General features: G+C 63.5%; 9 protein-coding genes. 5 read left to right on the top strand and 4 right to left on the bottom strand.

Going from position 1 to position 13,144, the window contains the following annotated elements; all coding sequences use genetic code 11:
- Positions 1-67: 67 nt before the first annotated feature.
- From VGM51_00455 to VGM51_00440, 4 genes are all read left to right on the top strand, one after another.
- Positions 68-1,036, top strand: coding sequence for a PEP-CTERM sorting domain-containing protein (locus tag VGM51_00455; GenBank protein ID HEY3411504.1), 969 nt, complete (start codon positions 68-70; stop codon positions 1,034-1,036).
- A 32-nt stretch (positions 1,037-1,068) separates the two neighbouring features.
- A complete protein-coding gene (locus tag VGM51_00450) occupies positions 1,069-1,905 on the top strand; it encodes a prepilin-type N-terminal cleavage/methylation domain-containing protein (GenBank protein ID HEY3411503.1) in 837 nt (278 codons plus the stop codon).
- Between the two features lie 415 nt (positions 1,906-2,320).
- Positions 2,321-6,190 (top strand): hypothetical protein, encoded by a 3,870-nt coding sequence (locus VGM51_00445; protein ID HEY3411502.1) that lies wholly within the window; start codon positions 2,321-2,323, stop codon positions 6,188-6,190.
- A 516-nt stretch (positions 6,191-6,706) separates the two neighbouring features.
- Positions 6,707-8,266, top strand: a complete 1,560-nt coding sequence (locus tag VGM51_00440; GenBank protein HEY3411501.1) for a hypothetical protein — start codon at positions 6,707-6,709, stop codon at positions 8,264-8,266.
- A gap of 130 nt (positions 8,267-8,396) precedes the next feature.
- On the opposite strand, the gene VGM51_00435 is transcribed toward VGM51_00440, so the two are convergent.
- The gene (locus VGM51_00435) at positions 8,397-9,437 is read right to left on the bottom strand and encodes a Gfo/Idh/MocA family oxidoreductase (protein ID HEY3411500.1); all 1,041 of its coding nucleotides are present in this window, start codon (positions 9,435-9,437) and stop codon (positions 8,397-8,399) included.
- Between the two features lie 83 nt (positions 9,438-9,520).
- A complete protein-coding gene (locus VGM51_00430) occupies positions 9,521-10,363 on the bottom strand; it encodes a sugar phosphate isomerase/epimerase family protein (protein HEY3411499.1) in 843 nt (280 codons plus the stop codon).
- A gap of 229 nt (positions 10,364-10,592) precedes the next feature.
- Here VGM51_00430 and VGM51_00425 point away from each other — a divergent pair, with 229 nt between their 5' ends.
- Positions 10,593-11,084, top strand: a complete 492-nt coding sequence (locus tag VGM51_00425; GenBank protein HEY3411498.1) for a type II secretion system protein — start codon at positions 10,593-10,595, stop codon at positions 11,082-11,084.
- 54 nt (positions 11,085-11,138) lie between these two features.
- Here the strand turns inward: VGM51_00425 and VGM51_00420 are convergent, their stop codons facing one another.
- Together VGM51_00420 and ftsY are read right to left on the bottom strand one after the other, a co-directional pair.
- Positions 11,139-11,978: a DUF3472 domain-containing protein gene (locus VGM51_00420; protein ID HEY3411497.1), complete on the bottom strand. Its 840-nt coding sequence runs from the start codon at positions 11,976-11,978 to the stop codon at positions 11,139-11,141.
- 15 nt (positions 11,979-11,993) lie between these two features.
- Positions 11,994-12,971: a signal recognition particle-docking protein FtsY gene (gene ftsY, locus VGM51_00415; GenBank protein ID HEY3411496.1), complete on the bottom strand. Its 978-nt coding sequence runs from the start codon at positions 12,969-12,971 to the stop codon at positions 11,994-11,996.
- Positions 12,972-13,144: the final 173 nt, after the last annotated feature.

Below are 13,144 nucleotides of genomic sequence, written 5' to 3'. Positions count from 1 at the left end.
CCGACACCGTCACTTTTCCGGCTCCCTTTCCCTTCGGGTCCGCGGGGGCCCGGGAAAGGACACCACCGTGATTCGTCACGCTTGGGCGCCTGTGGCGCTCGCTTCGGTTGCACTCCTCGGATTCGCGCGCCCGTCCGCCGCTGCGGTCGCCGGTTTCAACACGTCGGCGGGATACGACGCCGACGACCTCGCGATCACCGCCGATACATTCGCGGTCGCGCCGGACGGTCGCTTCGCCGTGGGCACAGGCTCCACGGTAACTGTCTACAATCACGCCGATCCGGCCGGCCGGGCCGCCCTGGCGACCATTACCAGCCCCAAGTTCAAAACGCTCGGCGGCCTGGCCTTCCAGGGAGCGGATACGCTGCTGGTGACCGACAACACCTTCCTCTCAGGCGCGATCCTCAGCGCCGCCATCTCGTCCGGAACCGTCTCCACGCTGGCCGCTCCGGGAACAGCCAACGATGTGGCGCAGGTTCGCGTCCGCCCGACGGACGGCTCGGCCTTCGCCGTGCTCTCACATAACCCCGGGCAGGGCGCCGTGGTGGAAGTGACCGGGTCCGGCGTCTCCCCGTTCGCCGGCGGACTGGGCACGGGCTACCTGGGCGGACTGGCCTTTGATGCGGCCGGCAACGTGTACGTCGGCGACACGAACGACCCGAACTTCATGGGCGCTGCGGGCAAAGTCCTGGAGTTGAGCGGCGCCGGAGCGCTTCTCGGCTCGGCATCGCTTGCGGGCGGTGGCGGGCATGGCGTGTATGACGTCAACGGTTTCAACGGCGACTACTACGCCACCACCGGCAACACCCTCACGCGCCTGAATGGAGGCGTAGCGACCCAGGTGGGCGCGTTCACCGGGGCGTACCCGTTTCCGACCGATGTCGCCATCGATTCTACCGGCGTCCTGGTGAACGGCAACTACACTGGCGTGGGCGGAGTGTTTCGCGTTCGTCCGGCCGGCAGCGTGCCCGAACCGGCTTCGCTGGCGCTTCTGGCCATCGGCATGCTGCCGTTCCTCCGCACACGCCGCCGATGAACCAGGCGCGACGAGACGATGAACGAGGAACGATGAGCGATGAACCACGGTTCGGCTCCCACTTACCTGGGTTGGGAGCGTCGGGCGTTCATCGTTTATCGTTCAGGGCATATCGCTTCGGTTTCACGCTCATCGAGCTGCTCGTCGTCATCGCCATCATCGCAATTCTGGCCGCGATCCTGTTCCCGGTCTTCGCCCGGGCGCGGGATCGCGGACGGCAGACCGCGTGCGTCTCGAACTTGCGGCAATTGTGGACGGCCAACACGATGTACTCCCACGACAACGATGGCTACTACGTTCCGGCGGCGCTTGGCTTCTTCGAGCGGGACGACAGGCGCTGGTTTGGGGTCCGGAATGCGCAGGGCCGTTTTGAAGCGCATGATGGCCCGCTGGTGCCGTACATGTCCGATGGCGGCTCGCTCCGTCAGTGTCCTTCGTTCAGCACTTCGGTCGGCTTCGACAAGGGCACGGGCGGGTATGTCTACAACGCGCTGGCCATCGGCTCCCGCGTGCGCAGGCTTGGCTATGTTGCGGAGGCGTACAACGGCAGCATGGCCCAGAGCGACCTGAAACGCCCCGGGCAGACCGCGATGTTCGCGGATGGCGCGCTGGACATCGGCAAGGGCCTGGCCGAGTACGCATTTCTGGAACCGCCGCCGGAGGTCGCCAGGCGCTATGCCGGCCGGGCGATGGACCCGTCCGTCCACTTCAGGCACAGTGGCCGCGCCGAAGTCTGTTTCGCGGACGGCCACGCGGCCGCACTGGCGATGGCCCTCTCCGCCTCCTCGAGCCCCGCCTACCCCTCGGCCCAGCCGGACCGCAAAGGCATCGGCTGGTTCGCCCCCTTCGACGCGTACGACGGGGAGTAGGCAGCCCGGCGCCAGGTGTCAAGTGCCGGATTCCATGACACCCCCGACGCTTGGAATGCCCGGCCGCTCCGCAACATAAACGATTTGTAGGAATGTCGTTTGGGCGGGTGTATATAGAAATAGGCAGAAAGTCACTGCAAGCGTCCGGACAGGCAGTTCCATCATCCCAGACACAGGTTCCAACCCGGCGACAACTGCGTGCTTTTCACGTATTCGCCCCGGGCGACAGACGCGCCCTCCAGACGCCTGATACAGATCGACCGCGTGATGCGGCCGGAACTTGGTTGCAGCCGGACCGATCCTGTTGGCGCGGGAAAGGCACGACGGCAGCCGGGAATAGTCGCGCGTGGCGCATCCGGGGGCACCGCTGCCCGGCATGCCACGCGTCCTGACTACACTTCAAAAGGAGCCATACATGAAAGTGTTCAGACGAGCAGGTTTCTGGCTCGCCACCCTCGGATTGCTGGTTACATGCGCCGGCGTTCGCGCGGCTGTCATGACCACAAACGTCCAGATCGTGGGCACCGGCCCATTCGACATCAAGTACATCCTGGGGCAGGATGTTACTTCCCTCAAGATTGACATCGTTCGCGCTTCGGATACGGTTACCGTGAGATCGTGGGACTCGTCCGTGGCGGGCACATTCCAGGGTGCAGACCTGCTGAAGGGCTCGCATACCCTGGCGGCCTTCTGGAATGGGAAAGACAATGGCGGCGTCAGCCTGCCGCAGGGAAGCTACTATGCCCGCGTGACGACCGCCAGCACGGCCGCTGTCACCGCGATGACCCTGCTATCCGGACCAACCAAGTTCACCGCGTCTCCAGGCAAGACGGAGGCGCGCAACCTTTACGGGGGCGGCGCGAACAAGAATCTCAACAGCCCGTATCACAACCTTGCCTACTACGGCTCGTACCCGAGCAACAGCAACGGCTCCAACGGAGTCAGCGTTGTTTCGGCCGATGCCTCTTCCATCCACTGGAACATCGGCACCGGCACATACGAGTTCCTGTCCACCAAGGTAGCCGACGATGACTACGTCCTGGCAGGCGACCAGAACAGCACGGGAACGATCCGCATATTGAACCCGGCCGACGGATCGACAGTTGGCTCGGATCTCAGCCTCAATGGCCTGCCCCGTGATATCGCCGTTATCGGCGACACCCTGACGGGCAAGGCGTTCTTCCTCAACGGCACAACTGGCGGGGTCAGCGGCTGGGATTTCGCCGGCGCGGTTCCCACCGACGTGATCACCGACTTTCCGAGCTTCAGTTTCTATGAAGTGTCCGCCGGCGTGCCGGGATGCACCACACCTCAGCGCGCGCTTGCTGTTTCGAAGGATGGCAATACGATATACGCCGCCGGGTATGCGGCCAATGTGTCGGCGTCAGCCTGTCTCCCGGCGGGGCAGACAACCGTTATTCTTCCGGCATTCGTGGCCAAGTACTCGAACTCCGGCGGCACCTGGACGCGCACCGATTTCACGGCGAACCTTCCCGGCCTGAACCGAAACACCACCCCACCGAACCTCAAGGGCGTTGCCCTGTCACCGGACGAGAAGATCCTGTGGGTGTCCCTAAACTGCACCAGCGCCTCGCTGGCGAGCATCAACTACGTCATCGGCCTCGATGCCCAGACCGGCGTGCCGAAGGGCGATGCCTACACTTACGCGTTCTACACCGGTTCAACCATCAACGCCACGCCGCAGGGCCTTGCCGTCACATCCGGCGGTAACATCTATGTCGCCTGCTGGAATGGCTCTGCCACCGGCACGACCGCCAACTCCGTTGCCATTCTCGCTCCGCCCGACACCGGCTCCAGCGATGTGACACGGTCTGTTACGTACGATTTCGGACCGCCGCTGCAGGGAACGGTGGCTCCGACCGTCAGTCCCATCACGTATCACGACGGAACCGTAACCTGGAGCACGGACGGGGTGTCCGACTCTACCGTCAAGTACGGCACGGCGCCCGGCACACTGGACAAAACTGCGTCGTCCGTCGGACTGGTCACGGACCACAGCGTGGTGGTTGGGGGTCTGGCTCAGAACACCAAGTACTACTTCCAGGCTATCTCCACGGCCACGGGGCGAAGCCCCTACATCTCGCCGGTGTTGGATTTCACGACCGCACCGCTGAATATCAGCAACGTGGCCGTCAGTGCTGTCACCGACAACAGCGTGACTCTGACCTTCGATACCGATGACTACTCCAATTCCTGGGTAGACCTCGGGCTCGACGGCTCGGCCTATCCGATTCGCTACGGCACCGACACCGTATCGACCACCAGTCTGTCGCACACGCTTGTTGTCCGGGGCCTGAAATTCGGAACCATGTATCACTTCAAGGTGGAGACCGGCTGGCCGGGTGCTCCGGCAGTGTACACCCCGGACTCCACTTTCAAGACGTTGGACTACGTGCAGATTACCGGCGAGTCCCTCGTGACCGACGCCGGCTCCGCCAACCTTACGTACACGACGAACATCGCGGCCGCGGCGACAGTGAATTACGGAACTGATCCGGCCGCGCTCACCAGCACGATCCCCGTAGCGAGCGGACTCACGCATACCGTGGTCTTCCCGTCGCTGGCGGCCGGCACGACTTACTATTACACGCAGAGCATCACCGGAGGCACCTCCGTCGCGCGTACGACGCGTGTATCCGCGTTCACAACCCAGGTGGCCAGCAGCCCTGCAAGCTCCGTGACCGACAACAGTCTGGACAAGTTCGTGTCCGGTCTCGCCACCAACGTCACGCTCGGTTCCGCTACGGGCCTCATCACGCTTGACAAGCAGAGCCTCCCGGGCAAGCCGGTCGCATCGCCCAACAAGATTCCGCAGGGAACGCGCTATCAGGGTTGGGCGCAGACAAACGGCTACCTCTACCTCATCGGTGGTTACGACGCGACCGGCGGGACCTCCGACAAGGTCTATGTCGCGAAGATCAACGCAGACGGAACGACAGGCGCGTGGGCTGAGACCTCGCCTCTGCCGAGCCCGCGGAAGGTCATCACCAGCCAGTGCATCGGCTACCAGGGCACCGTCTACTGCATCAGCGGTGACCAGACGGACGGCAACATCGTTCCGGACGTCTACTACGCCAAGCAGAACGCCGACGGCACGCTTCAGCCGTGGCAGACGACCGTTTCGATCATCCGCGAGCGCGACATCGCTTCCACGGCCATCGTCGATGGCTGCATCGTCGTCACGGGCGGTGAGCCCAACGACGCCGGTGTGTACAGCATGCGAACCAACTATCTCGCTACTCTGCAGCCGGACGGCAGCATTGGAGCCTGGTACGAAATCACGCCGCCGACCGAGGCCATCTACCTGCAGCGGACCGTCGCTAACGCCGGTATGTTCTACAACCTGGGCGGCCTCAACGATACGGACCCCGTAAACGGCAAGGCGTTCAACTCCACAACCGACACTTCGTACACCCAGCCGGACAGCGACCTGACGCCGGGTTACCGCAACCCGTTCGATCTGGCCCACCTCGACTCCTGGATGGACTCCCAGCACTACGGCTTCGGCGCCACACTGGCCGGCGGCAAGATCTTCTCCCTCGGTGGACGCATCTCCGTCTCCGGCGGCAACACCGAGGTCGCTCACACCAAGATCGCTGCCGATGGCCTGACGGGCGCGTGGGTCGTGGACGCCGCCAACGGGACGGCTAACGCCCTGCCCGTGGCGATCTACGACAACGACGCGGTCACGTACAACGGGAGCATGTACGTCTCGCCGGGCCGGCTCACCGGCAACCTCCCGAACGACGTCGTTCAGGTCGTGCCTCTTGTGCCCGAAGCGTCCGGGTATGCTTACACCGGCACGCTTGAAGGCCGCATCATCGACCTCGGCTCCGTTCAGAACCTCAGCCACATCAAGGTTACCGGAACCGGCGTCACCGCCTCTTCCGTGGCCGTCCGGTACCGGTATGCCGGCGCCACGGGCGGGTTCAGCAACTGGTTCACAGCGGGCATCGACGCCAACATCAATGGCGGCGCCCGCTACGTTCAGTACCAACTCGTGCTCAAGGGCGACGGGACGGCCACCCCGGTGGTCAGCTCGGTCCAAGTGAGCGTTGGCCCGTACAGCAGCCTGCTGCCGGGTGACATTGACAAGTCCGGCGTGGTTGACGCCAACGACGTGAAGATGGCCCTCCGCATCGCGGCCGGCCTTCTGAACGCCAATGACCCGTCCGTCTCCTTCGCCAACGGCAACGTTGTTGCCGATAGCGTTATCGACATTCTGGACGCCACGGCGATCCAGCGCAAGATCAACGGCAAGTAAGCGGAAACGATGAGCGATCAACTCTGAAATCCGGAGATTCTCCGGGCGTTGATCGTTCCGAAACGCGCTTCACGGGCGCCCCGCCTGCATCCCACCCGGGATGCCGGCGGGGCGCCCGCGCTGTGTCAGGCGAACGCTTCTGACTGCGTCTATATGAATGACCCTCTCCGCTACGCAAACGAAATGTAGGGATACCTTGGAGACAGTTGTATATATACAGTCAACAAAGACTCGCTGCAAGCGTCTGAATCGGCAGTCGGCAGACCCGGACACAGGATCCAAACCCTGCGAATGATGGCATGAACTCGCCGGAGCGGCCTCCGGGCCACGCGGGAGCCCTTCAGGCGCTTAATAGAGATCGACCGCGTGATGCGGCCGGAATCTGGCTGCCGCCGAACCGACCCCGTTGGCGCGGGACAGGCACGACGGCGGCCGGGGTTAGTCGCGCGTGGGGCACCCGGGGGGACGGTCCCCCGGTATTCCCGCACGTCCTGGTAATTTCAAAAGGAGCGACACATGAAAGTGTTTAGACAAGCGGGTTTCTGGCTGTCCACCCTCGGATTGCTGGTTAGCTGCGCCGGCGTTCGCGCGGCGATTTACGCCTCTGATGTGGTCGCCACCGGCGCCGGGCCGGCGTACAGCCTCCACTACCTGCTCAACGAGCGCGCGGATTCTGGCAATATCGTCGTGGGCACGGTCGCCGCGCCGGACACCGCGCTTGCTACCATCCCCCTTTCGGGCGCCCAACTCGCTAAGGGCTCCCACGACGTTTCTTTCACTCCCAGCGGGTTGGCTCCCGGCGACTACGTGTTCACGGTTACGGTGGCCGCGGCGCCGCATACCGCGTATGACCTGATCACGCCGGTGACCACCCTTCCGGCAGGCACGCAGACCGGGTATGGGTTTCACGTGGGCAAGGTCCCTGGGACACTGTCGTACGGCCACCTGTACATCGGCGATTTCGCTGCGGCCCACGTTGTGGATGAACTGAGCGCGGACGGGACATTCCTGCAGATTGTCGCACAGGACCTGGCGGACCCCTATGCCTACGTGGGCATATGGGTGGGCTCGGATGGCACGCTCTTCGCGTCTGAGCAGAACACGGATAATATCCGCCACTTCACGCCGAAGGCCGGCGCCACGCCTGGCAAACCCACCTGGACTCAGGACGCCGCCTACACCGGGTTGGTCGATCTCTCCGGCGACGGCGCGTTCTACACGCGGGGTTTCCAGGTATTCGGGCTCGGTCCCACCGCGAAGGTGTATCTAGCGGACTACTCGCCCGTTCCGAACGATGTTCTCCTGGGCACGCTGGGAGACACCGTGAATCCGCCTGTGAAATTGTTCGACGGCTCAAACTTGGCCGGCACGCGCATCGATGGGCTCCTCGTCACAGCGGACGAGAAGACGATCTACATCGTCGGCAGCGCCACGCCGGGAGTGGGGCGCCATTTGAACAAGTTCATCTACGGCCCGAACCCGGCCAACGGTAACACGGTTGAGTGGTATCTGGATCCGGATTTCGCCGCCAATGATGAGGCGCTGAACACGCTGCTCGGAAGGGGGCGCAGCCTCGCTTTCGCGGACGCCAACTCGCTGTGGGTGCCGCAGAACGGCGGCGCCAACTCGGCGGCCAGCGCCAACTACATCGCGCGCGTGAGTACAGTGCCGCTCCCGACGAGCCCAAGTATCGCCGCCTCCGTGCTGCGCATCGCCAGCGGGCTCGCCGAGGGCCCAACCTCTACCGCCGATCCCGCGTTCGTCGCCATGGACGCCGATGGCGACCTGCGGATCACTCTGGCAGACGCCGTCAAGCTGGTGCGGCTGCCGTCGAAGGCCGGAACGGTCACTCAAACCATCCCGGCGCCCCTTGTTACGGGCGTTGTCGTGGGTGCGACCGGCCCGACGCCGGTGCTCCCGGTATGCCTTGACACCGATCCGAAGGGGAACCTCGTTGTGGGCGTTCGCATCGACTACACCGGGTCCGGCACCGTGGCCGACGCGTTCTACACGATGGCTCTGCCGGACCGCGGCTCCTCGGATGCCGCGCGGAGCGCGACGTTCCATATCTCGTGACAGAGGCGGGACGATGAACGCCGGAACGGGTCCGGAAAGTCATCGTTCCCAACCATGCGACGCGGGCGCCCCGCCTTATTCCACCGGGGATGCGGGCGGGGCGCCCGCGCTGATTAGTAGGCCGTGGGGATCACGCTTCGGCTTCGGGCGCGAAGGGTACGAACTGGCCGGTCTTCGCGCTCTGAATCTGCGCTTCCAGCAGCCGCACCGTCTCACGCGCATCCCACGGCGTGGTGATGGTCGGCTGTTTTCCCGCGCGAACGCAGCCGGCGTAGTACTCTATTTCCTTGTAGTAGCCGCCGAGGTCGCTGATGTTGCCGCCCTCGTCCGCGGTACCGACCGACACCGGCTCCGGCTTGATCTCCTCGGGATCTGCGTCCGGTGTGTAGAGGAGCATCGGCTTCTCGCGGCCGAGGCCGTAGTCCACCACGCCGCCTTCCATCACGGCGACGAACCCGTGCTGGAACGGGTAGGTGGGTTCGTAGCCCCAACTCCCCTCCGCGACAGCGCGGCTGTTGTTCGCGAAGGTGTAGGACGTCCACATCTGGCCGATGCCGGTGTGGTCGCGCACTCCGACCGCATAGACCGTCGTGGGGTCGCCCATCAGGTAGCGGACGTAGTCAACGTCGTGGATATGGCCTTCGAACGGGATTCCGCCGGCCCGCTTTTCGTCGTGCGTCCACATGTCCCAGTTGTACATCGGAACCGCCATGCGCCGCAGGCACGTGAACGATTTCAGCGCGCCATACTTGCCGGAAGTGACGATCTCCTTCAGGAGGGCGTATTCGGGCCAGAAACGGATGACGTGTGCGACCATGAAGCACGTCCCCGCCGCTTTACCGGCCCGCGCCATGGCAGTCGCTTCGGCGGTGTTGAGAGCCATCGGCTTTTCGCACAGTACGTTCTTGCCGGCGGCGAGCGCGCCCATGGCGGCTTCACCGTGCCAGGGCGTGGGCGTGCAGACGTCCACTATGTCCACATCCGCGCCGGCGAGGAGGTCCTGCCAGTGGGTAAACTGCGCCGGCTTGCCCGGGCATTTGTCGCGGCTTTCAGGGGTGGGATCGGCCACGGCCACCAATTTCGCGCCCGGCAGGGCTTCCCAGCAGTTCGCATGCAGCCGGCCCATGAACCCCGAACCCACAAGCCCCACTCTCAGTGTTGAATCATTCATGTTTGTCTCCAAGTAGTCAGTAGACAGCATTCAGTAGGCAGTAGGTGGGAAGTGGAACGTCGCCCCGGACTACTGTCTTCTGATTACCGCCTACCCAATATGTAATCGAGGCCCATCGAGGCGGCGTAGACCGTTCCGGCGGGGAAGACGGAATACGTCGGGATCATCTCGGCCGTTACCCAACCATCGTACCCGATGGCATTCAGCGCGGCCGTCACGGCGGGCCAGTTCACGTCTCCCTCACCGAGGTCGCAGAAGCCGTTGGCATTGCCGATGGCGGTCTTGAAATCCTTCACATGGACGCGCTTGATACGCTTGCCGAGGATGGGAATCCAGTGTTCCGGGTAGCCGGTGTTGAGCACGTTGCCCACGTCAAACCACGAACCCACGTACTCGCTGCCGAAGGAGTCGATGAAATCGCGGAGTTCCAGCGGGCTCAGCAGGAACTTGTTCCAGACGTTTTCAAGGCCGATGGCCACTTTGTTCGCTTCGGCCTTTTTCACCAACCCGCCGATGGCGTCCTTGCTGAGCTGGTATGCGACATCGTAGGGGACTACCTCGCTGCCGGGCAGGAAAAACACGTCCACGGCGCCGGGCACAACGAGGATCGCGTCGACACCGATCCATTTGGCGATGTCCAGCATCTTGTCCACTGCACTGATGCCGGCGGTGCGCTTCGATGGGTCGCCGCTCGTGAGCGGGTGCTCCCAGTGGTATCCGGTCGCCAGTCCGGCGATGCCGATGCCTACCCTGTCCGCGAGCGAGCGGACGGCCTCGGCCTGCGCCTGTGTGGTGGTAAAATCGAGGTCCCCGGCAGCGTCGAACGAGAGTTCCAACCCCTCGAAGCCGGCTTCTCTGGCTTGCCGCATGGCTTCTTCGAGAGGGATTTCCGCCGGTATGCTCCAGCGGCTGATGCCTTTATTCACGATTGCACTCCTTGCAGATTCTGGCGGCTTTCGCGTGTCCCAACCCCTGGCGGCGAACGTCAGTTGGGAGCAGGCGCCGACCTCGCGGCCGTTCCGCCTCGACACTTCTTAATCGTTTATCCAATTCCATGGTGAAATCCACCCTGCCGGATGTGGAACAAGGGTTATGGATAACGCGCGCGGCGAAACAGCCGCGCTGGGACGGACTGCGTGGGAGGCAGGAAGGCGTATGGACAGAACAAGCAAGGCCCGGGTGTGCGCTGATCCGCGTCGGCGGACAAGGTCGCGCAAGCGTTCGCTGGCGTTCACCCTCATCGAACTGCTGATCGTCATCGAGACAATCATGGTGCTCGCCGCCATGGCGCTCCCGAGCATCAAGGTTTCGCGAAAGGCGGCGGACGAGACAAGCGCCGTGGCGTGCCTGCGCCAGTTGTCGGACGCGCAGGAACTCTACCGCCCCCGTCAGAATCCGCCCTGTTACGCCCCTTCGCTTCAACGATTGCGCGCGGCCGGACTGGTGGATGAAACGGTTGCCAATGGATCGAAGAGCGGTTACGATTTCATGGTGAACGGAGTCCCCGGCGTGAATACTTACGCCTTCACCGCGACTGCATCCATGCAGGGCAACTCCGGCGACCGCAGTTTCTACGTGGACCAGAGCGGGATTATACGGATGGAGGTCGACGCAAGCGTGTCATCCATTTCTCCCCCGTTGCAGTAGACTAACCATAAAGACACAAAGACACGAAGACATGATTCCTCGTGTCTTCGTGTCTTACTCGAGGCCTGATGGGGCTCGCTTTGCAGGTGGCAGGTTGAACTGCGTTCCGATCGGCGATGCCATTACCGTGTTTCCGCCGGTTTGAAGGTAGAAGCGGCCGGACGCGACCCCGGCGCAAATCGCGTCCCGGGCCTCCCATTCGCTCCCGGACGCCGAGAAAACCGCTTTTGTGAGCGGCTGCCACTTGCCTCCGGTGATCTGTACCCAGCCATTGCCAAACGCGGCCCGCCGAGTCTCGTTAGCGCTTTTAGTGTCCCGGCGGAAATCCTCGATGAACGAGTAAAGGCCCGTGAGGTTGTCGCCGCCGGTCGAGGTCCGGAACGTGGCGAGGTGCTTCCACGCCTTCGATCCCGGTGCTCGGAAATAGGCGGCGAAGGCCGTCTTTTTCCCGGTGACCGTGGATCGGACCATGAACCGGTAGACCTCGCCCGGCTTCCAGTCAAATTCATAGAAACTCTGGCCGCCGGTTCCTTCCCCCCCGAAACGCCTTACGACCACATCGTCCGCATTGAAAGGAATCTCCACGCGCTGTTCCAGCGGTACGGCGTTCGCGTCATCACCCTTCGAAGGATCCCACACCGAGAAGATCACGACCTTCTTCCCACTGCTCTGTTCCTGGATGCCGAAGTACCCGTGGGAGAAGCCGCAAGCCATGAAGTAGCTGCCGGGAACCGATTTCTGGACGGTCAGTTCCAGATAGAACGCCGTAACCTCGGGCGCTGGGTAGAGCAGGTGCACCGATCGCGCGGCACGCGGAGGCTCGGCCGTCGCGGTGAACGTGGTCAGCGCGGTGCACAAAACTGCGATACCAGTTTTCAACTCGATGAGCCGCATGGCGAGACCATCCTCTCAGCGTCGGAAGAAGCGCCGCCAGCCTGTCGCTTCAGGCTCCGCTTCTGATTCCGCGGGAGCCGCGGGCGAGACGCCCGCGCGACTGGGTGCGCCCGCCTCCTCGTCCGATCTGAACAACGCATCGGCGAAATCCGCGGGGTCGAACGGCATCAGGTCCGAGATCTTCTCCCCCATGCCGATGAACTTCACCGGGAGTTTCATCTCCTCGGCCAACGTCAGCACGACTCCGCCTTTCGCGGTGCCGTCCATTTTTGTCAGGATCACGCCGGTGAGCGGGGTGGCTTCGCCGAAAAGCTTAGCCTGGCTGATGGCGTTCTGCCCGGTGGTAGCGTCCAGTACGAGCAGCGTCTCGTCCGCCGGACGCCCCAGCGCCTTGCTCGTCACGCGGCCGATCTTGGCCAGTTCCTGCATCAGGTTCGCCTTGTTGTGCAGACGGCCGGCTGTGTCCGCGATAACCACATCCGTGCCGCGAGCGCGGGCAGCGACGATGGCGTCGAAGACAACGGCCCCGGGATCGGAGTCAGGCTGATGCTTCACTATGTCAACGCCTGCCCGCTGCGCCCACACATCGAGCTGGTCGATGGCGGCGGCCCGGAACGTGTCCGCGGCGGCCAACAGCACGCTTTTGCCCTGCTTCTTCAGGTCCCACGCGAGTTTCGCGGCGCTGGTCGTCTTCCCGGTGCCGTTCACTCCAACCAGGAGGTAGACCGAGGGACCGTCGGAGGCGAAGGCCAATCCGGGGCGATCGTCCGCAAGGAGTTTGGCGACCTCCTCGCGAAACGCGCCGAGAAGCGCTGTGCGGTCAGGCCAGAGCTCCGTGAGGCAGCGGCGCTCCAGATCGGTGAGCATGCGCGTTGCCAGCGCGGCGGAAACGTCCCCTCCGATGAGGGCCTCTTCCAGTTCTTCCCACAACTCCGCGTCTATTTCCGGTCGCGCCAGAAGGACCTGGGCGACTTTGTTGAACCATTTGAGCACTATCGAACCTCCTGTTCCATTATGGGGCAGAAAGCAGACTCGAGAACCGGGAATTGAGGATTGAGACCCGAATCCCAATTCTCAGGCTTCAACTCTCAATTTTCAAGCGTCGCGCGACCCCAACCAGGCATGCTCCGTCTTAGTTGCGGAAGGGGCGAAGATACGCCCGTGAA

This window comes from Armatimonadota bacterium (genome assembly GCA_036504095.1).
Classification (GTDB): domain Bacteria; phylum Armatimonadota; class DTGP01; order JAKQQT01; family JAKQQT01; genus DASXUL01.
This window is presented reverse-complemented; position numbering and strand designations above follow the sequence as displayed.

Coding starts and splice junctions, on each gene's coding strand:
- VGM51_00450 (HEY3411503.1), top strand. CDS start 1,069: ATGAGCGATGAACCACGGTTCGGCTCCCACTTACCTGGGTTGGGAGCG.
- VGM51_00445 (HEY3411502.1), top strand. CDS start 2,321: ATGAAAGTGTTCAGACGAGCAGGTTTCTGGCTCGCCACCCTCGGATTG.
- VGM51_00440 (HEY3411501.1), top strand. CDS start 6,707: ATGAAAGTGTTTAGACAAGCGGGTTTCTGGCTGTCCACCCTCGGATTG.
- VGM51_00435 (HEY3411500.1), bottom strand. CDS start 9,437: ATGAATGATTCAACACTGAGAGTGGGGCTTGTGGGTTCGGGGTTCATG.
- VGM51_00425 (HEY3411498.1), top strand. CDS start 10,593: ATGGACAGAACAAGCAAGGCCCGGGTGTGCGCTGATCCGCGTCGGCGG.
- VGM51_00420 (HEY3411497.1), bottom strand. CDS start 11,978: ATGCGGCTCATCGAGTTGAAAACTGGTATCGCAGTTTTGTGCACCGCG.